Origin of the sequence: Mucilaginibacter metallidurans (assembly GCF_003286435.2) — a bacterium.
GTDB classification, from domain to species: Bacteria; Bacteroidota; Bacteroidia; order Sphingobacteriales; family Sphingobacteriaceae; genus Mucilaginibacter; species Mucilaginibacter gossypii.
On sequence record NZ_CP043449.1, the window covers coordinates 2,967,137 to 2,991,944 of the forward strand.

Annotated in this window: 22 protein-coding genes; 12 read left to right on the forward strand and 10 right to left on the reverse strand. The window is 41.7% G+C overall.

Annotation, left to right across the window (positions count from 1 at the left end):
• Positions 1 to 69: 69 nt before the first annotated feature.
• The 8 genes from DIU38_RS12660 to DIU38_RS12695 all read left to right on the forward strand — a co-directional run bounded on the left by DIU38_RS12660 (position 70) and on the right by DIU38_RS12695 (position 8,734).
• Entirely contained in the window at positions 70 to 780 is a 711-nt protein-coding gene (locus DIU38_RS12660; protein WP_112655042.1) for a 3'-5' exonuclease, read from the forward strand.
• On the forward strand, positions 780 to 2,477 hold the full coding sequence (locus DIU38_RS12665; RefSeq protein ID WP_112655043.1) for an ABC transporter ATP-binding protein: 1,698 nt from the start codon (positions 780 to 782) through the stop codon (positions 2,475 to 2,477). The genes DIU38_RS12660 and DIU38_RS12665 overlap by 1 nt, the downstream gene beginning before the upstream one ends.
• A 78-nt stretch (positions 2,478 to 2,555) precedes the next feature.
• Entirely contained in the window at positions 2,556 to 4,694 is a 2,139-nt protein-coding gene (gene rnr / locus DIU38_RS12670; protein WP_112655044.1) for a ribonuclease R, read from the forward strand.
• A gap of 89 nt (positions 4,695 to 4,783) precedes the next feature.
• Entirely contained in the window at positions 4,784 to 5,758 is a 975-nt protein-coding gene (locus DIU38_RS12675; protein ID WP_112655045.1) for a polyprenyl synthetase family protein, read from the forward strand.
• Positions 5,759 to 5,771: 13 nt separating this feature from the next.
• On the forward strand, positions 5,772 to 6,131 hold the full coding sequence (locus DIU38_RS12680) for an energy transducer TonB (protein ID WP_112655046.1): 360 nt from the start codon (positions 5,772 to 5,774) through the stop codon (positions 6,129 to 6,131).
• A gap of 2 nt (positions 6,132 to 6,133) precedes the next feature.
• On the forward strand, positions 6,134 to 6,547 hold the full coding sequence (locus DIU38_RS12685; protein WP_112655047.1) for an energy transducer TonB: 414 nt from the start codon (positions 6,134 to 6,136) through the stop codon (positions 6,545 to 6,547).
• Positions 6,548 to 6,720: 173 nt separating this feature from the next.
• Complete coding sequence (locus DIU38_RS12690; protein WP_112655048.1) at positions 6,721 to 8,313, forward strand: M1 family metallopeptidase; 1,593 nt, start codon at positions 6,721 to 6,723, stop codon at positions 8,311 to 8,313.
• A 4-nt stretch (positions 8,314 to 8,317) separates the two neighbouring features.
• A complete protein-coding gene (locus DIU38_RS12695; protein WP_112655049.1) occupies positions 8,318 to 8,734 on the forward strand; it encodes an energy transducer TonB in 417 nt (138 codons plus the stop codon).
• A 66-nt stretch (positions 8,735 to 8,800) separates the two neighbouring features.
• Here DIU38_RS12695 and rpmA read toward each other — a convergent pair whose 3' ends face one another.
• The 4 genes from rpmA to DIU38_RS12715 form a co-directional block, all read right to left on the reverse strand.
• Positions 8,801 to 9,223: a 50S ribosomal protein L27 gene (rpmA, locus tag DIU38_RS12700; protein WP_112655050.1), complete on the reverse strand. Its 423-nt coding sequence runs from the start codon at positions 9,221 to 9,223 to the stop codon at positions 8,801 to 8,803.
• Positions 9,224 to 9,272: 49 nt separating this feature from the next.
• On the reverse strand, positions 9,273 to 9,581 hold the full coding sequence (rplU, locus tag DIU38_RS12705; RefSeq protein ID WP_090467954.1) for a 50S ribosomal protein L21: 309 nt from the start codon (positions 9,579 to 9,581) through the stop codon (positions 9,273 to 9,275).
• Between the two features lie 75 nt (positions 9,582 to 9,656).
• A complete protein-coding gene (locus tag DIU38_RS12710) occupies positions 9,657 to 10,163 on the reverse strand; it encodes a hypothetical protein (RefSeq protein ID WP_176844452.1) in 507 nt (168 codons plus the stop codon).
• Between the two features lie 423 nt (positions 10,164 to 10,586).
• A complete protein-coding gene (locus DIU38_RS12715) occupies positions 10,587 to 11,978 on the reverse strand; it encodes a dicarboxylate/amino acid:cation symporter (protein WP_112655051.1) in 1,392 nt (463 codons plus the stop codon).
• A 166-nt stretch (positions 11,979 to 12,144) separates the two neighbouring features.
• On the opposite strand from DIU38_RS12715, the gene DIU38_RS12720 reads away from it, so the two are divergent.
• The 4 genes from DIU38_RS12720 to DIU38_RS12735 are packed head-to-tail and all read left to right on the forward strand — an operon-like array spanning position 12,145 to position 14,365.
• A complete protein-coding gene (locus DIU38_RS12720) occupies positions 12,145 to 12,672 on the forward strand; it encodes a hypothetical protein (protein ID WP_112655052.1) in 528 nt (175 codons plus the stop codon).
• A gap of 41 nt (positions 12,673 to 12,713) precedes the next feature.
• Positions 12,714 to 13,211 (forward strand): RNA polymerase sigma factor, encoded by a 498-nt coding sequence (locus DIU38_RS12725; RefSeq protein ID WP_090525007.1) that lies wholly within the window; start codon positions 12,714 to 12,716, stop codon positions 13,209 to 13,211.
• Complete coding sequence (locus tag DIU38_RS12730) at positions 13,198 to 13,788, forward strand: hypothetical protein (RefSeq protein ID WP_112655053.1); 591 nt, start codon at positions 13,198 to 13,200, stop codon at positions 13,786 to 13,788. Before DIU38_RS12725 ends, DIU38_RS12730 begins: the two co-directional genes overlap by 14 nt.
• A gap of 25 nt (positions 13,789 to 13,813) precedes the next feature.
• Complete coding sequence (locus DIU38_RS12735; RefSeq protein ID WP_112655054.1) at positions 13,814 to 14,365, forward strand: GNAT family N-acetyltransferase; 552 nt, start codon at positions 13,814 to 13,816, stop codon at positions 14,363 to 14,365.
• 53 nt (positions 14,366 to 14,418) lie between these two features.
• On the opposite strand, the gene DIU38_RS12740 is transcribed toward DIU38_RS12735, so the two are convergent.
• From DIU38_RS12740 to DIU38_RS12765, 6 genes are read right to left on the reverse strand one after another with little or no spacing between them, the layout of a single operon-like run.
• Complete coding sequence (locus DIU38_RS12740) at positions 14,419 to 15,333, reverse strand: hypothetical protein (RefSeq protein WP_149354087.1); 915 nt, start codon at positions 15,331 to 15,333, stop codon at positions 14,419 to 14,421.
• Positions 15,330 to 16,775 (reverse strand): hypothetical protein, encoded by a 1,446-nt coding sequence (locus DIU38_RS12745; protein WP_149354088.1) that lies wholly within the window; start codon positions 16,773 to 16,775, stop codon positions 15,330 to 15,332. Before DIU38_RS12745 ends, DIU38_RS12740 begins: the two co-directional genes overlap by 4 nt.
• A 24-nt stretch (positions 16,776 to 16,799) precedes the next feature.
• Positions 16,800 to 20,405, reverse strand: a complete 3,606-nt coding sequence (locus DIU38_RS12750; protein WP_112655056.1) for a BamA/TamA family outer membrane protein — start codon at positions 20,403 to 20,405, stop codon at positions 16,800 to 16,802.
• Positions 20,406 to 20,457: 52 nt separating this feature from the next.
• Entirely contained in the window at positions 20,458 to 21,354 is an 897-nt protein-coding gene (locus DIU38_RS12755) for an SdiA-regulated domain-containing protein (protein WP_208057827.1), read from the reverse strand.
• 1 nt (position 21,355) lies between these two features.
• Entirely contained in the window at positions 21,356 to 23,386 is a 2,031-nt protein-coding gene (gene ppk1 / locus DIU38_RS12760; protein WP_112655057.1) for a polyphosphate kinase 1, read from the reverse strand.
• Positions 23,387 to 23,422: 36 nt separating this feature from the next.
• Positions 23,423 to 24,670, reverse strand: coding sequence for a Pycsar system effector family protein (locus DIU38_RS12765; protein ID WP_112655058.1), 1,248 nt, complete (start codon positions 24,668 to 24,670; stop codon positions 23,423 to 23,425).
• Positions 24,671 to 24,808 lie beyond the last annotated feature (138 nt).

Consider the following 24,808-nt stretch of genomic DNA (forward strand, 5'->3'; position numbering starts at 1 on the left):
GTAAACTAAATGTCTACAGCTATCATCTACTAACTTTATCATTATATTGCCTCGATAATTTTTAACCGGATGCTTGAACAGTACGATCTGCATAATTTATTGGTAATCGATATCGAAACTGTGCCGCAGTACAGCACCCACGAACAACTGCCCGAAAATCTGCAGGTTTTATGGGAACTAAAAACCCGGCATCAACGCAAAGATGAACCTGCTGACATTCATTATGAGCGCGCCGGCATCTGGGCCGAGTTTGGTAAAATAGTTTGCATTTCGGTCGGGATCTTTATTGCCGGGAAAAACATTGGCTTGAGGGTAAAATCTTTTGCATCACATGATGAAAAAGAATTGCTTACCAAGTTCTGCAACCTGTTGGTCAGTCAGCCGCCCACCCTTATTTTATGTGCTCATAATGGCAAGGAATTTGACTTCCCGTACCTCTGCCGCCGTTTACTGGTAAACGGCATACCAATTCCGCCGCAGCTGCAAATAGCGGGTAAAAAGCCCTGGGAGATTGTCCATTTAGATACCATGGAATTATGGAAGTTTGGCGATCACAAACACTACACTTCCTTAAACCTGCTTACCACAATTTTTAATATCCCAACCTCCAAAGACGATATAGATGGCAGCGATGTAGGCCGCGTATACTGGCATGAAAACCAGTTGGAGCGCATTTGCGCTTATTGCCAAAAAGATGTGATAGCTACAGCACAACTATTAAGACGTTATCGCGGCGAAGAACTGATAGCAGACGAATTTATAACAATAGTAGGCTCATAATGCTTAAAGTTAGCGATCTGTCGGTTAGTTTTAAAAATGGCAAAAACCAGTTCACGGCCGTAAAGGGAATTTCTTTTACACTTAACAAAGGCGAAACCATTGGCATTGTTGGCGAATCCGGCTCGGGCAAATCTGTTACCTCCCTTGCCCTGATGCGTTTGCTCAATGAAGATCAGGCCGTAATAGGCGGCTCTGTGCTTTTAAATGGCGTATGCCTGTGTAAATTATCGGAAGATGAAATGCGGCATGTGCGCGGCAACCAGGTGGCCATGATCTTCCAGGAGCCCATGACCTCGCTTAACCCGGTACTTACTTGTGGCTTTCAGCTTACGGAAGCTATCAGGTTGCATTTAGGATCAAGTAAAGCCGAGGCTAAACAAAAAACCATTGAGCTGTTCAAAGAAGTACAATTACCGCGGCCCGAGGCCATATTCAACAGCTATCCTCACCAGATTTCGGGCGGACAAAAACAACGGGTAATGATAGCGATGGCTTTGGCCTGCAACCCGGAGATTTTGATTGCCGATGAGCCCACCACCGCACTTGACGTTACCGTGCAAAAAACAATCATTGAGCTGCTGCACAAGCTTAAAGCTGAAAGGCATATGAGCCTGATCTTTATATCGCATGATTTGGGTGTGATCAAAGAAATTGCCGACCGGGTTTTGGTGATGTACAAAGGCGAGATTATAGAGGAAGCCGCGGTAAAAGATCTATTCGCAAATCCCCGGCACCCTTATACTAAAGGATTGCTGGCCTGCCGTCCTTCCCCGCAGCAGCATTTGAAAAAACTCCCTGTTGTGGCCGATTTTCTGGATGAGGCCAGGCCCGCAGTAACTATAGAAAGCATCAGGGAATTATATCATTACCCGGACACCGAAATCGCCGAAAGAAAGCGTAAACTATATGAACAGCAGCCTTTGTTAAAGGCAGATAAATTAAACACCTGGTTTCCAACTGATACAGGATTTTTCAAACGGAAAGATCATGTTGTAAAAGCAGTGAACAATGTAAGCTTTGATGTATACCCAGGCGAAACCTTAGGCCTTGTTGGTGAATCGGGATGTGGTAAAACCACTTTGGGGCGAAGCATTTTAAGGTTAATAGAGCCAACATCGGGCAGGGTCATCTTTGGAGGTACCGAACTGCAGGGGCTTAAAAAAAATGAGTTGAGACAGATCAGAAAAGATATCCAGATCATTTTTCAGGATCCATACTCATCATTAAATCCTAAGCTTACCGTTGGGCAATCACTTATGGAGCCATTGCAGGTACATCAGTTTTACAGCAATGATACAACCCGCAAACGAAAGGTACTTGAATTGCTTGAACGGGTGAATCTGCAGCCTGCACACTTTAATCGCTATCCCCATGAGTTTTCGGGCGGGCAACGTCAGCGGATTGTTATTGCCCGGGCTTTGGCGCTCCAGCCTAAATTTATCATTTGCGATGAATCAGTTTCGGCGCTTGATGTATCGGTACAAGCCCAGGTTCTGAACCTGATCCGTGAGCTACAGGATGAACTTAAACTTACCTACATCTTTATTTCGCATGATTTGGCTGTAATCAAGCATATCTCCGACCGGATGATGGTGATGAACAAAGGTGAAATAGTTGAAACCGGTTACCCCGACGATATTTATTATCGCCCAAAAGAAGAATACACCAAAAGGCTGATTGCTTCGATACCGGGTTGATTAAAACTGCTTTATCCATCACTATTGGGCCAAGATGGGGTACCCAAAATTCTGTATCTTTGATGCAAATACTATTCTATGTCTAAACGCAAGAAAAACAACTCTTCTATACACCAGGTACTTACCCAAATGGTACTTGATATATTTGAACAAAACGGCAATACGCCACTCAACTATAAACAGGTTTCTGCTAAATTAAACGTCCGTGACCCCGAATCGCGCGAGATCATCTACGACATCTTAAAAGACGAGGTTAAAAAATCGGTATTAAAAGAAATCGCTCCGGGCAAATTCCAGCTGCTTGAACTTAAAACCTTTATTGAAGGCGTAGTTGACCTTACCAACGATGGTTCGGCCTTTATCGTTACCGATGACGAGTTTGAAAGCGATATTTTCATCGCTCCGCGTAAGCTTCGCACCGCCCTTAACGGCGACCGTGTGAAAGTTTATGTATACGCCAAAAGTAAAGGCAAGCACAAAGAAGGCGAGGTTATCGAAATTCTGCAGCGCGCCAAAATGGAGTTTACGGGCATTGTTAAACTCTCAGAACGATACGCGTTTTTTATTCCCGACGATCGTAAGATGATGCACGATATTTTCATCCCCATTAGCGAGCTTAACGGGGCTAAAAATGGCATCAAAGCTGTAGCCGAAATCACCGACTGGCCAACAGAAGCTAAAAACCCTATCGGAAGGATCAAACATATCTTAGGAGCCCAGGGTGAAAACGATACGGAGATGAACGCCATCCTGGCCGAATATGGTTTTCCGCTATCATTTCCTGCCGAGGTTGAGCATGATGCTGAAGAAATTCCGGACGTGATCACGCCCGAAGAAATTGCCAAACGCCGTGATTTCCGAAACATCACCACCTTCACCATCGACCCATTTGACGCCAAAGACTTTGACGATGCCCTGTCCTATCGCGTGCTGCATAATGGCAACTACGAAGTTGGTGTTCACATTGCGGATGTATCGCATTACATTACCCCTGATTCAGCTTTGGATAAAGAGGCTTTAGACAGGGCTACCTCTGTTTACCTTGTGGACAGGGTTATCCCGATGCTGCCCGAAAGATTATCAAACGGTCTTTGCTCGCTCAGGCCAAAAGAAGAAAAGCTTTGTTTTTCTGCAGTGTTCGAAATGGATGAAAATGCCAATATCATTACCGAATGGTACGGTAAAACCATCATCTACTCCGACAGACGCTTTACCTATGAAGAAGTACAGGAAGTAATAGAGACGGGAAAAGGTGATTTTAAGGAAGAAATATTCAAGCTCAACGCACTGGCTTATAAGCTTCGCGACCGTAAATTTAAAAACGGCGCGATCAGTTTTGAAACTACCGAAGTTAAGTTTAAACTGGATGAAAACGGCAAACCAACAGGCGTTTATGTAAAAGAGCGCAAAGACGCCCATAAACTAATCGAAGATTTTATGTTGCTGGCTAATCGCAAAGTGGCCGAGCGGGTGAGCAAAATGGGCAAAGGCAAACACAAATACACTTTTGTTTATCGTGTGCATGATTCGCCCAAGCCCGATGCGCTGGCCAATTTTGCCCAGTTTGCAGCCAGGTTTGGTTATAAAATCAATACAAAATCTGACAAGGAAACAGCAAAATCCCTCAATTACCTGATGGAAGACGTAGAGGGAAAAAAAGAACAGAACGTGCTAACCCATCTGGCTATCCGCTCCATGGCCAAAGCTATTTATACCACTAAAAGCAGCAGTCATTACGGTTTGGCTTTTGATCATTATACGCATTTTACCTCACCAATTCGCCGTTACCCGGATGTGATGGTACACAGACTCCTGTTCCATTATTTAAGCGGCGGTCAATCTGCCAATGCCGAGTTTTATGAAAAGCTCTGTTCGCACAGTTCTTTAATGGAGAAAAAAGCCGCCGATGCAGAGCGTTCATCAGTAAAATACAAACAAGCTGAGTATCTTCGCGACCAGGTTGGCAACACCTTTATGGGTATCATATCGGGTGTTACCGAATGGGGCATGTATGTAGAGATCATCGAAAATAAATGCGAAGGCATGATCCGCCTGCGCGATATCTCTGATGATTTTTATACTTTGGACGAAAAAAACTATGCCATCATCGGTCAGCGTAAAAAGAAAATTTACCAACTGGGCGATGAAGTAAAGATTAAGGTAAAACAGGTTGATCTGACCAAAAAACAGATAGACTTTATATTGGTACAAGAATAATGAACCGTGATTCGCCTAATTTTAGGATTTCCTGATATTTATAATCAAGTCGATCCTAAAATCAAGAAAATCAGGGTTCCCGTAAACAAATGAAACAACTTACAGAGTTACAGTTACTAATAAATGATGCAGTAGGCAAACTAAGCTACCCGGCTTACCCCGCCGATCTGTATGAACCAATAAGCTATATTTTATCTATTGGCGGCAAGCGCATGCGCCCTGCCCTGCTCCTGCTGGCCTGCGACCTTTTTGGAGGCGACGTTGACAAGGCGATTGAACCTGCACTTGCTATCGAGGTATTCCATAATTTTACGCTGATGCATGACGACATTATGGATAAAGCCCCGCTCCGCCGTGGCAAAGCAACTGTGCATGAAAAATGGAACGCCAATGTCGCTATCCTCTCCGGCGATGCCATGATGGTAGAAGCCAACCGCCTGATGATGAAGGTTGATGACAGCATTTTGCGTAATGTACTTGACGTTTTTAACGATACTGCGACCGGCGTGTGCGAAGGCCAGCAGATTGATATGAGCTTTGAACAGCGTAACAATGTAAGTATTGAAGAATATATCAACATGATCCGTCTTAAAACGGCGGTGCTGTTAGGCGGTACATTAAAAATCGGCTCCATCATTGGCGGTGCAGCTTTAACCGACGCTGATTTGATTGATTCTTTCGGGGTTAACCTTGGTATTGCCTTCCAGTTGCAGGACGATATTCTGGATGTATACGGCGATCCGGAAAAGTTTGGTAAGCAGGTTGGCGGCGATATCATCTCCAATAAAAAAACCTTTTTGCTGATCAGGGCCCTTGAACTGGCAAAAGACGGCCAGGCACAAACGCTAAACCAATGGCTATGTGCAGCTGAATTTGACACTGCAGAAAAAGTTAAAGCCATAACAAACATTTACAACGAACTTGATATCAGGCAGCATGCTGAAAAAGCCATGCAGACTTATGCCGATAAAGCTTTCGTAGCCCTCGACGCTATTAATCTGCCCGAAGATCATAAACAATACCTGCGCGATTTTGCTGACGGCTTGCTGGTGAGGGAGAATTGATTTATATTTAAGGATGAAGAAAATTTTACCCATCCTTATCATTTTAATGGTTTCATTAAGCGCTAAGGCGCAAAAACTTGCGCCTCCGCATTTCCGTGGCGGCGATAAGGCATTTCATGAATTTTTAGATCAAAACTTAAAATGGCCAAAAGATTCAGCTGTTAAGCAAGGTATAGTCAAAGTAAGTTTTTATGTGGAGAGTAATGGTTTACTGTCGGACATTAAACTTGTACAAGGTTTTGCTCATGAATTTGATAAGGAAGCTTTAAGGGTTATTAACCTTTCCCCAAGGTGGGTTCCTGCTACTCGCGATGGCAAGTTTATCAAATCAAAATATTCCGTGCCCATTCTATATGAATCAATAGAATTGTGAGCATGAAAAAAATTTTCGTTATCATATCCCTATCGTTTTGGCCGATCTTAGTAAAAGCGCAAACTGAAACTTCTAAAATTGATACCGAAGAATATAAATGCAATTGTGGCATTAAGGTAGACAAGCAACCAGAATTTCCAGGCGGCACCAATAATTTCTTCATTTTCGTCAGAAAAAATTTGCGATGGCCGGTTAAAAGTCAGGAGATTGAAGGGCGGGTGATAGTTGAGGTAACAATTACGAAAAACGGCAAATTAACAGACCCAATTGTAAAAAGAGGTTTATCCAGAGAACAAGACAAGGAGGCATTGCGATTAATTAATAAAAGCCCTAAGTGGGAACCAGCCATGTTAAATGGCAAAGCGATAGATTTTAAATATTATATTATTATTTCGTTTAAAAGAGATATAGAATAGTTAACTCAACCACGATGGACGAGGAAATTAAAACTAAGGAAAATAGGATTGTGTGACGTTGTGGATACCCAAGCCTTTTAAATTATTCATTCACCAACCGAAAACCAGCGATTTTGTCCCCCAACCTTTAGCCAAGCAGATATGCTGTTATATTTTAAACCCAACAACGTTAAATGAAAAAGTTCTCATTTATTTTAATAATCTTGTTAGCATCAGCTTCCCTGTATGCCCAAACCCTCACCTCAGGCGGAAAGCTTAAACCCGAGCAAGCCATCATGGATGTGCGGCATTACACTATTTCGCTTGCTGTTGATCCTGTACAAAAAACCATTAATGGTTTTACTACCATTGATGTAATCATGGAGAAACCAACCAGGGTTTTATTGTTTGACCTGTTAGATTCTTTAACTATCAGCAAGGTTTTAGTAAATGGCAAACAGGAAGCATTTGAATACAAGAATAACCTCATTACCATTAATACAGCCAAAGAACTACCTGCTGGCAAAGCAAGCGTTAAAGTAATTTATGGCGGTAAACCCCACGTTGCCCGTCGGCCACCATGGGATGATGGCTTTATCTGGACCCGCGATTCAACCGGGCACCAGTGGATGGCTATCACAGCCGAAGGTACAGGCGGCAAATTGTATTTCCCCTGTAAAGATCATCCTTCAGATGAACCGAACGATGGCGTAGATATGTTTATCACTGTTCCTAAAGACCTCGTAGTTGCCGGGCCTGGATTATTAAAAAGCGTAAGCAAGCAAAAGGGAACAGCGACATTTCATTGGCAAACCAAATACACCATTAACAATTACAGTATATTATTCAATGCAGGTGATTATACCGTGGTAACCCGTCCGTATACTACTGTAGATGGGCATAATGTACCCCTCCAGTTTTATGTATTAAAAGAGCATGCCTCTAAGGCCGAGCACCATCTTGATATCTTTGTAAAAACAATTAAAGAGCAGGAGAAATATTTTGGTGAATATCCCTGGGTAAAAGAAAAGATAGGCATAGTTGAAACTCCTCACCTGGGCATGGAGCATCAAACCATGAATGCTTACGGTGCCAAATTTAAATACACCAAAGTTTGGGGCGAAGATTACGATGGCCTGATGCACCACGAATTTGGTCACGAATGGTGGGGAAACAAAGTAACCGCCAAAGACTGGGCCGATTATTGGATTCATGAAGGCATCTGTACTTACGGCGATGCGCTGTATGTAAGGGAATTTGAAGGCGAGAAAGCTTATATCAAGTTCTTCCAAAACTCGGCACTCTCATTCGGCAATAAAATTCCGATTGTTATCGGGAAAGATATTGATGAAGAATCGGCCTACAATGGTGATATTTATGGAAAAGGTGCATTCTTTATGCATACGCTAAGGTATATTATGGGCGATAGTATCTTCTTCCCTACGCTTAGAGGCTTTGTTACTGATCCGCGCTACACCTATAGCAATTTAGCAAGCACTGATGATGTGATCCAATATTTCAGCAAAGCTGCCGGTCAGGATCTCAAGCCGCTGTTTGATTTGTACATCTATTCCATCAATAAACTGGAAATACATATAAAAGCCCAGCGAGGCGATAAATACCAGGTTCAGTTGTTAAATATAGATATGCCTTTGCCTGTTGATATTACTACTGATGGTGTTACCAAACGGTATACACTTGATAAAAAAGGCATCACCGTAACCAGCAAAACTATACCGGTTATCGATCCTGATACTTACTATTTAAAGAAACTGATCATCGAATAAACACATGAGATATCTGCTTGTATTTGGTTTGATTATATTACCTGTTGCGTTGTTTGCACAAGGCAAAGCTAAAAGGGAGCATGTTAAACCGGATACAACAGTTTATAAAACAGTAGATGTACAGCCAGAATTTCCCGGAGGCACAGAAAAGTGGACAAATTATCTTTTTAAAGTACCGATACCAAAAGACTACGACAAAGAGAATACACAGGCCAGTTTTCTTATACAAATGATTATAGAAACCGACGGAAGTGTAACGCATGCCAGTGTCAGGAGGAAAATAAACGAAGCAATGTGCAAAGCATTCATTGCTCATGTAAACAAATCACCAAAATGGAAACCGGGGCGTATTAATGGCAAACCGGTAAGGGTTTTGTATAGTTCTCCTATTAGTTGTTTTATGCTGCAATCTGACGAATAATCACAAAACAAAAAATCCCGATCAAAACTGACCGGGATTTTTTATATCCTAATACTTGTTAACTGATTATTCAGCTACAGTTTCTTCAGCAGCATCAGCAGCTTCTTCTTTTTTAGCTTTTGGTGCAGTAGCTTTCTTTGCTTTTGGAGCTTCTTCAGCAGCAGGAGCTTCAACAGCTTTAGCTTCTTTTTTAGCTTTTGGTGCAGGTGCAGCTACTTCTTCAACTTCAGCAGCTTCAAATGGAACTACTGATACGTATGAACGGTTATCAGCCTTCTTTTTGAAAACTACGATACCTTCGGCCAGTGCAAATAAAGTATGATCTTTACCAAGACCAACGTTTAAGCCTGGGTTGTGTTTAGTACCACGCTGACGAACGATGATATTACCTGCAATTGCTGGCTGACCACCGAAAATTTTGATACCTAAACGCTTGCTATGTGACTCACGACCGTTTCTTGAACTACCGGCCCCTTTCTTATGTGCCATTTTTTATCTCTTTTATGGAATTGCAGAACAACTCCGGTTCAACCTTTAATTATAATGTAATACCGGTGATCTCGATTTTGGTAAATTGCTGACGGTGACCGTTTTTCTTTTTGTAACCTTTTCTTCTTTTCTTTTTGAAGATAATTACTTTATCACCTTTTAAATGTGACACGATCTTAGCCGATACTTTAGCGCCTTTCAAATCAGAACCTAATTTGAATTTACCTTCGTTTTCTGCTAACAATACACTGTCAAATTCAATACTAGCGCCTTCATCGCCTTGTAACCTGTGTACAAAGATCTGCTGGTCTTTTGCAACTTTAAATTGCTGTCCTGCTATACTTACTATTGCGTACATGTTTGTTAAATATTGTTTTAAATTTCGAGGTGCAAATATAGGGATTGATTATTTAATAAACAACATCCCGATATTTTATTTTTTACCACGATTCTCTACATCAGTTAGTTTTTTTTGAATCTCGGCTATCAACCTTTGATTAGCGTCAATCAGTTTAGGATTGCCAAAATAATCGGTATCAAAGATCACACGCTTAGTTTTTTCCTTGTATTTGAACTCAATAATGTACCGAACAGCTTTTCCATCAGCAACTTTCGACGTATCACCCGTTTCCTTCGACGGAAAATCCCAGAAACCCAGGTCGGCAGCTTTACGGTGCAAGTATAACAGGTCATCTTTAGTTAAACGCAAATGCTCTTTAACCAACGAATCGCGCCTGTCAAGGTATTGGAACATACCTGTACGTGAATCGTATTTATTTACAAGGCTATCCTTATGACCATACTGAAAACTGATCGATTCGAAATCAACGAAGCGGTATGGCGCATTCTTAATCATCATGCCATAATAATAAACGCAGTACAATATAAACGGTACCACAACAGTCATGATCAGAAATACTTTTTTTAAACGGGGAGACATATATAATTAATTAGTAAATTATTGAGTTTTAGTTATTGGATTAATTTCTTCAAGCCGTCATTGCGAGCTACGAAGCAATCGCGAACTTTACAGAGCGCCTATGCTTTCCAGAGATCATTAATAGCTATGACTAATTTTACAGGTATTAATGAGTTCCCTTTTTGTTGACTGTCTTCGTTCTTTAGAATGGCTGACTTCTAAGCTATCGATTATTATTTTTCTATTTGTTTATAAACGTGGGCGTTGCCTGCGGCCCGGGCTTTCCGTTACAAGTCCTCGCCTTTCTTAACCACAAACCCAACCCACGCTGTGGGCTTTCCACTGCAATCCCTAACGCGGCCACTGCGCACCATCCCTAAACAACATCTTCACATCACTGCTTTTTTGGGATTTATCTAATGATTGCTCTCAATGACACATGTTTTATTCTCTTATTATTTGAGTACCCACCTCTTCTCCTTCCCACTTGCTTACTACAGCCGTAGCCATGGCGTTGCCTAATACGTTTGTTGCTGAACGCCCCATATCAAGCAGTGGATCGATGCCTATCAGCAAAAACAAACCAGCTTCCGGGATATTGAACATTGCCAGCGTACCTGCTATAACAACCAGCGAAGCCCTTGGCACACCCGCCACACCTTTACTGGTAAGCATCAGCACCAATAACATGGATAACTGGTGCCCGAATGAAAGATGAATATCATATGATTGCGCCAGAAACAATGATGCAAAGGTCATGTACATCATGGAGCCATCCAAATTAAATGAATAACCCAATGGCAATACAAAGCTTACTATTTTATTACTACAGCCAAAGCGCTCCAGCTCTTCCAGCACCTTTGGATAAGCCGCTTCGCTCGTTGAAGTACTGAATGCGATCAGCATGGCGTCTTTAATTCTATTAATAAGTCTGAATACCGGCTTTCTCAATACAATGTATCCGGCCAATATAATCACAGACCAAAGTACGATGAGCGAAAAATAAAACTCGCTGATAAAAATACCATAGGTTGAAAGTACACCTATTCCCTGCTTGGCCACTACCGCAGTTATGGCACCAAATACAGCTAAAGGGGCCATTTTCATCACATAACCGGTGATCTTCATAATCACATGGGCAAAGGCATCCATCGCTTTGATCACTATTTTGCCCTGCTCACCTATTGCTGCCGTAGCAACACCAAAAAACAGGGAGAACACCACAATCTGGAGGATCTCATTATTAGCCATCGCCTCAATAAAGCTCTTGGGGAAAACGTGACCGACAAACTCGGTTAATGATAATGCAGATTTCTTGATACCGGTACTTAAATGACTATCCGGAAGCGGCAGGTGCATGGTTTTGCCCGGTTCAAACAGGTTAACCAATAACATGCCTAATAATAAAGACACCAGCGTAGCGCTGATAAACCAGAGCATGGTTTTACCACCTATTCTGCCAACGGCTTTGATATCCCCTACCTTGGCTACGCCTACCACCAATGTGGTAAACACCAAGGGGGCCACAATCATTTTTATAAGATTGAGGAAGATCTTACTCAAGATATTATAAAGTTCAAGTTTATCTTCCCGTGCATCGGTAGCCTGGCTTTGCAGTTTAACCAGGGCAATTCTTTGTAACTTAAAATCTTTGTAGGCTGCAACCGTAGTATCGGGTAAGGCTTCTATTTTTTTGTCGATACTTTTAATTGCAGCACCTGCGCTACTGAGTTGTTTATTAAGATCGGCAAAAACGTAGGTATTATAAATATAACCGGCTATCACACCCAATACCAGTGCGATAAAAATGAAGAGCGTCAGTCTGCTTTTTTTCATTTAATTTAATAAGCCTGCAAAACTACAAAATTTACGGTCGGTTTAAACAGGCTTCGGAATATTCTATTTTACACTAACTTGCATTAGGCAAATAAAACATGTTACCACGTTTTAGCATTATCATACATTATAAAAACAATTAGTATTTTGCCTGCTTATTTACAACATGACTACTACCGCCTACGGATTACAGCATATAAAAAAAGAAATTCAGCACCTGCCTAACGAGCATCTGGCCGAATTAATGCTGCGCCTGGCACGCTACAAAAAGGAAAACAAGGAGCTGTTGGCCTACCTGCTTTTTGAAGCCCATGATGAAGCCGCTTTTATTGAAAAAGTAAAAGCCGAAGCGGGTTTCATGTTCAGCCAGTTATCATCGCTGAGTTACAACGCAGCAAAGGGTATGCGCAAAATATTGAGGTTGCTGAGCAAGTACACCAAGTTTATGGCATCAAAAGGCGCTGAGATTGAATTACTGATCAATTTTTGCGAAAATTACCTTGAATATGCCGACCGGCGCACCTCATACAAACCCTTAAGGCTGATATTGATAAGGCAGGTTGAAAAGATCCGTGGTTTAATTAACAAGCTTCATGAAGACTTACAATTTGACTACCAGGATAGTTACAATAAATTAATAAGCGATGCTGAAAGTAAGCTGGGCTGGTTTAAAAAGAATGATCATTTGTTGTAACATATAAAGTTTAACATCGTCTAAATATAAAATTAACTGAAGTGGCCAACAAAGAAGCAGCATTCAAGCAGATATATGAAGCTAATTCTAAAAAGATATTCCATCTGTGCTATGGTTATACCGGCGATGACGATGCCGCCAACGACCTGTTACAGGAAACCTTTTTAAAGGTTTGGCAAAATTTAGAGAAATTCCGTAACCAGGCCATGATATCAACCTGGATTTACCGCATTGCTGTAAATACCTGCTTAACCTATTTGCGCTCGGAAAAACGCCAGGCCAAAGACGAACTAACCCCACAATTAGCGGAAACAAAACGAGAAGAACTATCGGATAAAAACGAGCAGGTAGCTTTGCTCTATAAATGTATTTCAAAACTGGAAGAATCAGAAAGGATTATTATAACTATGGTACTTGATGAGGTGCCATACCCCGAAATTGCTGAAATTTCGGGTATATCAGAAGGGAACCTGAGGGTGAAAATTTATCGTATAAAACAAAAATTAACGGAGTTATATAACCAGTATGAAAGACTTTGATCATTTGATGTCGGTTTGGCAGGGACAGCCAAAACCAGATCAGCTTTCGGTGGATGAGGTGCTGAAGCAGGTAAAGAAGGGAATAAGGAGTATAACCCAAAAGTTATACTGGAGTATTGTGGCCATGGTTGTAACTGTCGCATTCGCTTTTGTCGTCACTTTTTTCCTGGCATTTAAATCTGCAGTTACTACTATCGGGATCCTTATCGTACTGGTAACTATGTTGATGTATCTTTCATTAATGGTACGTCATTACCACATTTTGAGTAAGCGCGATGCAACACTCAACCCTGCCGAATATCTTGACAGCCTTAAGGCATATCAAAAAAACCGCAGCAAAGTTATAGGTTGGTTTTATTATACCTATATATTGTTGCTCAGCGCAGGTTTGGCTATGTATTTTATCGAAGTACTTGAACATTCATCCCTCACTTTTAAAATAGTAACATATACATCAATCGGGGTCTGGTTTTTGTTCACTACGTTTTACCTTAAACCCCGGATGTTTAAGAACGAGGAAGAAAAGCTAAACCTTATGATTGACAGATTAGTGAGGTTGAAAGAACAATTTGATTAAAGGATTAGTTTTTTAGATTTGCCTGATGGCTATTTCCGAAACTGTAACAATTCAAAAATTAACTTTAGCTGATGCCGACGTATTATTGGAGCTAAGCAAAAAAACTTTTTTTGATTTCTTTGCTCATTTAAATAAACCAGAAGATATGGAGGCTTATGCATCTGTAGCCTTCACGCCGCAAAAAATACAAGCAGAGCTCAGTGACCCAAACTCTCATTTTTTCTTCGCGATGCTGGATGGTGAAATAACCGGCTATCTCAAGCTAAACTATTGCCACGCCCAAACAGAATTTCAGGATCCTGCTGCAGTTGAAATTGAGCGCATTTATGTTTTGGCCGAATATCACGGCAAAAAGATAGGCCACCAATTTATTGATTTCACCTTAAAAGCAGCTACGGATAAACACCTGCAATACGTTTGGCTTGGTGTTTGGGAACACAACCTAAAAGCAATTGCTTTTTATGAAAAACATGGCTTTGAAGTATTCAGCAGCCATGAATTTACCCTGGGAAGCGATAAGCAAACCGATTTACTAATGAAGAAAGCGATCTTATCAAGCTCAAAGCCGAAAGCCTAAGGCCGAAAGCTTTTTTGCTTTATTGATTTCTTTTCGCTTTAAGCCTTAGGCTTTTAGCTATTTAATAACGGCAATTGATAATTAACTCCAACCCTTAACGCTTTTAAGCCTGTAACGCCCTGTAACTCTTCCAGTTCAAGATATTCCAGGTCATCAAGCAAGTAACCCTGTACTTGCAGGTACCTGATGTACTCGTCATATTCAGCAGCTTCTGTTGGGTTAAAATAAACCATGGCTATTTTGCCGGGCTGGGTAAGGCGTTCAAAAGTTCCTGCTATTAAAACTTTATCAATCCGCTTTTTTACCACCTCGTAACGGATATTATAGGCCCCCTCAACGTCAAAACGCCTTTCATCGTTTCTGAAACTGATATCTATAGCGTTTGAGTGGATAAATATCAAGTGCGTGGTTTGTAAAGGACGTGAAAGCTGATCGCCAAGGTCGTTTGTCATCCGGGCTATCTCGGCCATTGACCGTAGCTGCCACAAACGGATATTTTTAAGGTACAGCATATCGAAAACGCGTTGCGGCGCTATAGATTGCCCTATGTAAATATCATATTCCACCCCATCTGTACGGAATTTTTCAAAATAACAGGGAAATGATTCCTGCACTTCTGTCTGAGCCTGCTCCAGGTATTGGTTGATAGAAGTATTTATAAGCTGCATGGAGGTTTCCAGCTTACGCCTGTTTTCAAACGAAGCGCCGGTTTCCTCATTCATGGCATTAAAATACCTGTCAATAGTTTCCCTTTCGGCAGGGTAATTATTTCTGAAATGCTCCAGGAAAGGATTAATCTCGTTATGAAGGAAAGTATCCAGCATCAATTCATCATTGGTAGTAATATAACCGCTGATGCGTTCGAGCCACTCTTCGCATTTAGATACCAACTTGCCGGTAAGGCTTAAATGAATATTTTCATTTAAAACCTGGAGCGTTTCAATAAGTATGGTGAGCAGATTTTTCAAATCCTCCTGCAGGGCGCTGTTGCGTTCAACTGTGGAATTGCGGATATCGACAGCCCGAACAAAGGGTAAACATGGCTGAATGATACTGTTTCAATTTCGGGGCTCTTTTTCTTCTTTCTTTTTTCCTTAAGATAATTCCAGGCCACTTCATTAAACTTCCATTGAACCGACGGTTGCAACGAGGTAAATTTATTTTTGATAACACTTGAAATGCGGGCCTCAAACTGATCGATGCTGTTTTGCAGCAATTGGGCAATCAGCGGGATAGTAGCCTGTAATTTCGAGAGCAGTTTTTCGTAAAAAACAATCTCTTTATATGAAAATACTTCCATGATGCCTACATTTTTCTTATTGTAGTACACCGGGAAAATTCCGTAAGATTTAATGCCGGCTTGTTTCAAAACCTGCAAAAAGGGGAATTTACCTATTTTTTCGTCGGTAATGGAATTGAAAAAGATAGGCCTCGGGTTTTGGTTGTAATCATCAATGATGGCGTCAAACGTTTCTTCCGCAAGGTTAAAATCTTTAGCGGCCTTAAGCAGGATACTTCTGGAGCATTCGTCGTTATCAAAAATAGGCTCATTATTGATAGTTAAAAAAGGCATCAACCCAAACTCAATGCCCGGGCTTTCGGCAAGGGATTTTAGTGAGCTGATGATGTGCGCATATTGCTCCTCCTCATTTGCCGAATGGTTAACAAGCTCAGTACGAATATTTTCGAGCGCATGGGTTAGCGTTACATCAGTTAATGTAATTATCGAAAACCCCTTAAATTTAAAAATATTGAGCGGTATTACCTTTTCAATAAGCTCAAGGCTGGTATGCGAATGTAAATAGGGTTCAATAGTATCAAAACTAAGTTCAGGCAGTTCGCCATTCAATTCAATCTCCACGAAACGGGCATCAGTCTGGATATTAAAATACCTTGAAAGACCGGTTTCAGGATCTTCGTATGAAAACAGCAATTCATTCTTAATTGCCGACGAAAAGCCATACATCCGTTCAAGAATCAGGTTATAAATGAACCGCTTTTGCCTATCACTGAACATTTCGTTCTTGGATACATTCAACGCATATAAATTAGAATGATGACTTGAATGGAAATCATAAAAAGCCTCAGTACTGAAAAATATCTTATCAGGTACCGGTGTACTTAGCGCCCAGTGAAATTCCTTTTCGTTAGCTATTGGTGGTGTCAGTATGGAGTAAATGAGCTCCAGCATTTCCCGGTACTTTTCGGCGTCCGTGGGCCGCATATCCAGGTCAATACATATATCATGCTCAAAACGTTCCAAAACATAGCGATAAAACTCGCTTTTGAGCGTTTTTTCGGTAGCAATCCGTTCTTTTAAATGCGCCACGAACGGGTTAAATGTCAGGCATGTTTCAACCTGACAAATGGTGCATTCGTTTTTGCTTATATTGAGTACTTCTGTGTGCATTTTTATAACAGTTTTACCCTTCCGTTAAAATCTGAAACTTGTTGAAAGATAAGGGTACCATCCTTCTTCAGAGTAACCGGCAATTATTTTAATAACTGCCAATCTTGCAGGTGCAACATAAAAACCTGCACCGGTGCCGTTGTGCCATTTATCCGAGCTTTGCCCGTTTTCCCAAACACGGCCTATATCATAAAATCCTATAACGCCTATTTGGCCGGGAACTATATAACTGGCAAAATCAGTCAATTTTATCCTCAGCTCCAGGTTATTATAAAAACTATGCTGACCGGCAAACCTATAAAGCCTGTAACCTAATAAATTATCTTGCCCGCCTAAAAACAACGACTGATAAAAAGCGGTTTTTCCGATGGTAATGCCGCCGCCCACCCTATCGGCCAAAACAATAGTGCTTTTGGCGTTCAGGCTTTTGTACAAAGCAACCTGGGGTATAAGCTGGGCAAAACTTGTGGAGTTATTATTTAAGCCATTAAACTCCTGAAGTTTAATATTTACAAAACTTCCCCAGGCCGGAAGCACCTTATCGTTGCGTTTATCGCTGGTAAAGTTAACAACAATACCGGCATGCATTTTTGTTTTGTCAAAGGTATAACTGTCAGGCGCGTTTGTGAGTAACGGATATGTAATAAATCGGCCGATATTGTCATCAACATCTAATTTATAGTACCGAAAAGCAGGACCTACCGTTACAGAAGTACCCGATTCATTGCGCCACCTAAAGGCTGGGCTAAAGGTAAAATTATCAAAGCGGGTACGGTAATATTTGCGATAATCGCCTACTTTAACAAATGGTGTTTCATTGCCACGGCCAAAAAAATTGATATTATCCGGAAAGTCAAGCTGGGCATCCATCAAAAAGTCGGCTTTGCCAAAAGCGTGGATCCACTCGCCGTTATATTTAATCTTAAAAGCCTTTGTAGTGAACGAGTGACTGGCAAACACTGTTTGCACATCGTTGTAAGGCAGTTTTTGAAAACCCTCCTGGTGAGTATATTTAAAACCTGCTCCAAGCAATACGCCCTCATCCGGGTTGTAAGAGATATTAGCCAGCGGCGCTATCACATTCATCAGGTTAACCCTTAAGTACGATGTATTAGCGCTATCCTTGCTTATATATTTGTTAACCTTTGATTCATCGCCAGTTATGCTCAGTTTTTTGCCACGGTCATAAAGCTGTACCGTGTTAAGCGATTTTACAATATTGTAAGTTTTGGTGCCTGTGCTATCAATAAACCGTAGCTTAATTGGCGATGTGGCATTATCAAGCACTACTTTATCATCACCGCCGCTTACATAAATGCGGAGCTCTTTGGTAATATCAGGATGATAATTCTGGTTCATGAGCGTATCTTTAATATTACCATCTTTATTGATCTTATTGATGACCACATTGAGGCTTCCATTCGGCTCATCTTTCACAGTTACCAACTCATTTTTATTTGAAGTATGAATATCAACTATTTTGTTAATGAATTTATAATAGTACTCCATTTCGGCCGGGATATTAGCGCGGCGTTCCTTCAGCTGCTTTAGCAATACATCATGCCTTAGTTTATAAGATGATTCCGGCAAACGCCTTAAACCGGCTTCCAGTACTTCATCAGTTTCTGCGGCAACAAAATCATTTACAATTTTTGTCCATTGTTCATGACTGTATTGTACAGATGGCCATCGTTGCATGAACATGGTTTTCCATAGAGAGTATTTTACGCTGTAGATCTCACCGCTAAAGCCCTGCAGGTTCGGCGCAATCCATGGCTGTGCTGCTATGGTTGGCAATATACCCTGGTTGGTATAAAACACCTGATCGCGGTCGCGCGGAATGGCAGTATAAAATTTACCTTTCCCTTTATCCTCATCGCGCCAGCGCCACTGGTCGCCATGCCTGTCCCAGTCGCCAATAAGCAAATCGAGCAGGCGGGCACGTAAAAATTCGTCGCCATCTACTGTATTACCATTATCCTCCAGCATTTTACCGATCATCTTCACGGTATTATCGGATTTGCCGCCCGGTTCGCGTTCTTCAAGCAAACAAACTTTATTGGCAAAAATATTTGCATATTGCCCTAAAACCGGATCAGCCGATACCACACCGATTATCGGGTTGGCATGCGGCACACGGGCGGCATCGGCCAGCGGTGGTACTATCAATGCCGAAAACGGGTGCTGGGCGCTCATGGCGTCGTTAACCCAGTCTTTGGCAAACGTTTCCTGGAATTCATCGGGCAGGATCTTTTCGGGCTGTTTCTCCACACTGCGGAGCACCCATTCCTTACCATCTTTATCAATTAAGCGAAGCGAGTGTGTCTGGAAACCACCGCCAATGCTTTCAGCCTTTAATCCGCCATGAATTTCCGACAGCCTGATCACCGGCAGTTTAGTTTCGGCGGCCCATTCCTTACGATAGTTTTCGCCAAACCACCGGCGGTGAAAATTGCTCACGCTATCATATTTGGGGTGCACCCTAACCATGATGCTATCTGCTTTGATTGGTGTATGTAGTGTATCAGGAATATTTTTTACCGATGTGTAAGGTTGTGTATAGGTAAACACCTGTTTAACTCCTTTATCGCTATCGATGTAATAGGTAAAGCGCATCCGTTTATCTATTAACAGATCGGCAGTTACATAGCCTTGGGTAGCATCCGCAAAAAGCGAGTATTTGCCTTTAATGGCATAGGTTTGCTTGGCGCCTGCGCCGCTAACCACCTGCAACTGTTTGCTTTTGATGAATTGCAGACCATGCTCATGACCCGCCACGTGGATAAGGTTTGGAAAACTTCCAAAAACAGCATCCACCTTTTTGATCATGTCTTTATACAAGGGATGCCCCAAATCTTCGGGGTTTGAAAATGCAGAGCGTAAAAACGGGTAAAGCGAACCGATAACAGGCAACGGTACCCAAAGGTCTTTATTGGCTACGGTAAGCGGGAAAATATGATCTTTAAGCGAAAAATATCCTCCATGTGTACCATAGCTCTGGAACGGGTGGTGCGATGCCAGAATGATTACCTTGTCCTTATTGCGCTCAAATATCAGCTTGATCTTATCGGCAACGTCATCTTTGTTTTTGCAGTCGCACTCGGCACCGGGGTTACTTTTATTGAATGGATATAACCACCATTCGCTGTCAAAGGCAATTACTGTAAGATCATTGGTAAGATTAATCTCAACCGGATCGGGGCAGCCATTTTCAGGTACCATTTTAAGCAGTTTATCGCCCTGCTGATCAAGGTACTCCCATTGTCGTTTTATCTTGGCTAAGCCAAGCGGGCCCATTTTATCCCAGTCATGATTACCGGGTATAAAGTACACAGGCGCAACGGCAGCCCGCATAGGCTGGTATTGCGATTGCAGGATCTTTTGGGTTTCGGCTTCTTCAGGACTGCCAGGCAAACCCATTCCCCGTGGATAAATATTATCGCCCAGATAAAATACCGAAGTTTTATTTTTGAGCACATTAGCCGCCGCATGTTTTAAAACAGCACTTTGCTGCAGATCCATTTCGCCGGCATCTCCAATGAGGATCATCCTGTACTGTACCGAATCCTGGGCCTGGGTTTTTAGCATGCCCAATAGTGAAACAAACAACAAGGGTAGTTTTTTAATCATGAGGTTTGGTTGAGATGTATGTAGTATCTGTAATATCTGTGCTTCAACAGCACTATTTCTTAAAGCTGAATTTCAATATATTGCCGGCACTTAACTGATCGCCCTCGTTTGAGATATACAGGTTACGCTGGTTATCAAATGCCATACCTTCGGGCTGTCCGAATATGGTAACACTTAAAGGGTAAACGTTTTTCACTTTCCAGTTAACATCGGTAACTACCAGCATTTTATTTACCGACGAAAGGACATACCACTCATTTGTAAAAGTATTTTTTGCTATTGCCGAAGGGCGAAACGGTACACGCTTTTTATCAGCCAACCGCTCAATTTCCCTAACATCTATTGCAAAACTGCCGGTCTGTTTCAGGGTACCGTCTGCCTGAAGTTTCAAAATATAGCCGGTGCTTCTTTTGGATGTTTTTTCATCGGCACAACGCTTACACAGCACGTAAACAAGGCCGGTCTTTTCATCGGCACACATAGCTTCAAACTCACCTTCGGGTAACTGGCCTTTAGTTTTTTGTACGTTGGTTACTTCTTTAGTCCTAACCTGGTTAAACGGAAAAGTAAATAACGTACCATCGCTTTTTAGCATGATCACCTGTTCGCGGCAAATGGCCACATCCTCATAGTCACCGCTTTTGCCAAACTTGGTGTAGTTAGCTTTTTTATCGCCCAGTTTCAGGTTAAACAAAAAGCCTTCTTCGTCCTGCTCGGCATAAACCGAATCATTTTTACCATTGTGAAAGGCAAAACCTGAGATTTCGGTGAGATCTTCGGGCATTTTATATTTAACAGGATTATTAAGGTCGTACCCCGGCGGGCTATCAGGGATTGCCTTTTCTTTATTTTTACAAGAGATGATCAAAAAAACTACGGCCACGGCAAGCATTCCGGCTACATAAAGGGTCATTGCACGTTTAGCATCTTGTTTTTTAAACCTTGTCATATTATTTTTGCTGTAAAAGTTCATAAATGGCCCGCTGCGATTGTACCTGCGGTTCAGCTTTATCAACCCTTATGTTTTGCAATTGTTCATTTAATTTTACAGCCTGCACATTATCGGCCAGTTGAATATCAAGCATGGCTATTACCTCGTTCCTGATGCGCTCATCATAAACCGGAAAACACACCTCGATACGGCGGTAAATATTACGGTTCATCCAATCGGCCGAGCCCATGAAAACCTCCTGGTCACCGCTGTTATGAAATATAAAAATACGTCCATGCTCCAGGTAACGATCAACTATACGTCTTATGGTGATGTTTTCGCTCATACCCGGCACCCCTGGTATAAGGCAGCAAATGCTACGTACAATCATCCTGATCTTCACCCCTGCCTGCGACGCTTCGTAGAGTTTGCCAATCAGCACCCGCTCTTCCAGGTTATTGAGTTTTATGGTAATCCCTGCCGGCTTCCCTTTACGGGCCTGCTCAATTTCCCTGTCTATAAGCTCAATAAACTTTGATTGCAAATTAAATTGAGCCACCAGCAGGTGTTCAAAATCAATATCATATCCCTCGGCCGATTTTACTTTTTTAGCCAAATAGATAAACAGCAGGTCCATTTCACGCAGCAATTGCGGATTGGCTGTCATCATAATATGATCGGTATAAAAGGCAGCAGTGCTTTCGTTAAAATTACCTGTTGCCAAAAGTCCGGCATATTTAACGCGGCCATCAACAAGGCGCTTTACCAGGCCAACTTTGGCATGTACTTTTATAGCCTTATCGCTGTAAATGATGTTGGCACCTGCTGCTTTTAGTTTTTTAGCCCATTTGATATTGTTGGCTTCATCAAACCGGGCCTTGAGCTCAACCAACACGCGCACCTTTTTACCACTCTGAGCAGCGCTGATCAGTGCATTTACAATCCGCGAATCGCTGGCTACGCGGTAAAGTGTTACAGAAATTTCCTCAACACTTTCATCGATAGCTGCCTCATTAAAAAACCGGAGAATAGAGTTATAGGATTGATAAGGTGCGTGAAAAATACAATCACCTTTATCAATGTAATCAAATATAGATTCGTCCGCGCTGATCTGCCTGTTCGCCAATGGCGGCCATTTAGTATATTTTAAAGATGGGATACCTACCGGCAAACCCATTAAATCTTTAAGGTTATGGTAAAAGCCGCCTTCAACAACACTTGATCCCAGTACACCCAGTTTATCTTCAACCAAATGCAATATGCGCAACGGAATCCCTGGCTGGTGCAAAAAGCGTGTTGCCAAACCCAGGTCACGTTTTAGCAATTGTTTTTCAATCTGCTCCTGAACGTCGCCATCATAATCATCTTTAAGCTCAAGCTCGGCGTCTCGGGTTATTTTGAAGCTGTAACAGCCTTTTATTTCTTCGGTTTTAAAGATCTTGTCAAGATTGTACCGCACAATATCATCAAGAAAAATGATATATTGTTTACCATCTTCATTAACACTAAAAAACCGCGGTAACTGGTTTGAGGGAATGTTGAGGATCACTGACCTTTCCTTCTTCTTATCCAAACCAAGGTTCACTAAAAAGTATAGCCGGTTATTTTCGGGGAAGAATTGTTTTTTACCGCCTACCAGGTCAATAGGTTGCAGAAAGGCAAGTACCTGGCTGTAAAAATAGTCGCTCACTCTATCTGCTATAGAAGCCGGAATAGGCTCATTGAACAGCAGGTTTACATTATTTTCTTTTAACAACGGAATAAGCCTGCCTGTAAAAACCTTCCCAAAGCGATTTTGCTGAGCTTCTACCAGTTGCTGGGCTTTATATAGTACATCCTCGCTTTCATCGACTTTATTAAGCAGGTTAAGCTTGTGCAGTGCCATTACCACCGGCATCCGCACGCGATAAAATTCGTCGAGGTTGGATGAAAATATAGCAAGAAAATTTACCCTTTCCATTACAGGGAGCTCTTCGCTTTCGGCCTCCATCAATATGCGCTCATTGAAAAGTAACCAGCTCAGGTCCCTGTCGAAAAATGAGTATTCCATAGGTGCAGATTTTGTTTTTGGCAGTACCCCGACCGCCTACAATAACGAAGATATAATGAATGCTACTACCGATACAATAAGGCCAAACATGAATATATTGTAAGATGCCCTGAGCAGCCTGTATTTTTTGCCAAGCACAACACCCTGCGAATAGTTATCACGGATTAAGCTGCCGTAAAGAAACTCGCGGTCTTCCATCATTTTCTCCATACCATCGCTGTAATCCTGGTATGACATGCGGTAGAAGTTACCGAAAAACAACAGATTAACCGTTTTTTTATTGATATCCTCGGGTGTAAACAAACCCGGCGGAATTGACGGACGGGTTGAAAGTATGGAGAAGATCATAGTAGCCAAACTAACTGACAGGAGCATGAAAGTAGGGATTAACAAATTTGAATGCTCATCAAGCTTACGCAACACCAAACTGATAATTGCCGAAAGGATGATAGAGTTAACGGTGATCATGATATGGGCTTTATTATCGGCCATATCGCTCAGTCGCTGATGGTTGCTGGAACTGATCCTGAACATGGTTTCGATCCCGCGATCTGGCCTGTCATTCTTATGTTTCTTACCGCCGTGATCGTCATCGTGGTCTTTGTCTTTATCCTTTTCTTTTTCAACGGTAATAATGGATTCACGATCTATTTCTGTAGTGATCATGGCCGGGGTTTCTTTTACTTCAACATCAGCTTGTTTTTCAATTAGTTTTTGAAGATTTCTTTGTTTCTGATCGTTAAGCAGCAGGCGACAGTAATCTGTATAATACTCATGCCCCTGCAAAAACTCGATGTTATAGCTGCGCCATTCGTCCTTATCAATATCATGTTTTTTGATGGCTTCCATCTCTTTGCGCAGCAACTTATTTTTATCGCGGAAATCATCTGTACCTAAATGAAACAAATCTGCATCGCAAATGATCTGTTGCAATAAATCGGCAGGGTTTTGCGGCATTTTAGTAGCTAAAATACAGCCGGATACTTTATCAATAACAGGCTGCTCAACTTTATGCTGTTTAAGGAAATGTGTAGCCAGCGCAACACTTTTTGCTTCGTGATCCTTTTTATCAGTAAAATACCCTGTATCATGAAACCATGACGCAGAGATCACCACAAAAAAATCTTCATCATTCAACTGATAATGGTTGGCTATCTGGGTGGCCGCTGCAACAACATCTTTAGTATGCCTCAGGTTATGATAAATTAAATCGGGATCATGATGTATGTCAAAATAGGATATAGCGTACTGTTTTACCTGTTCTAACAGCGGTTGAAATTTCATCGTAGTTTTTGTTGTTAAAAGTAAATCAAATTTATTTTAAAAATTCCTATTTGCAGCCATGCACCGGGGAGAAACATCAATTTATCGGACATTGTTTATACAAAAGGCAAGAAAATGGTTGCTCTTGCATTTACAAAC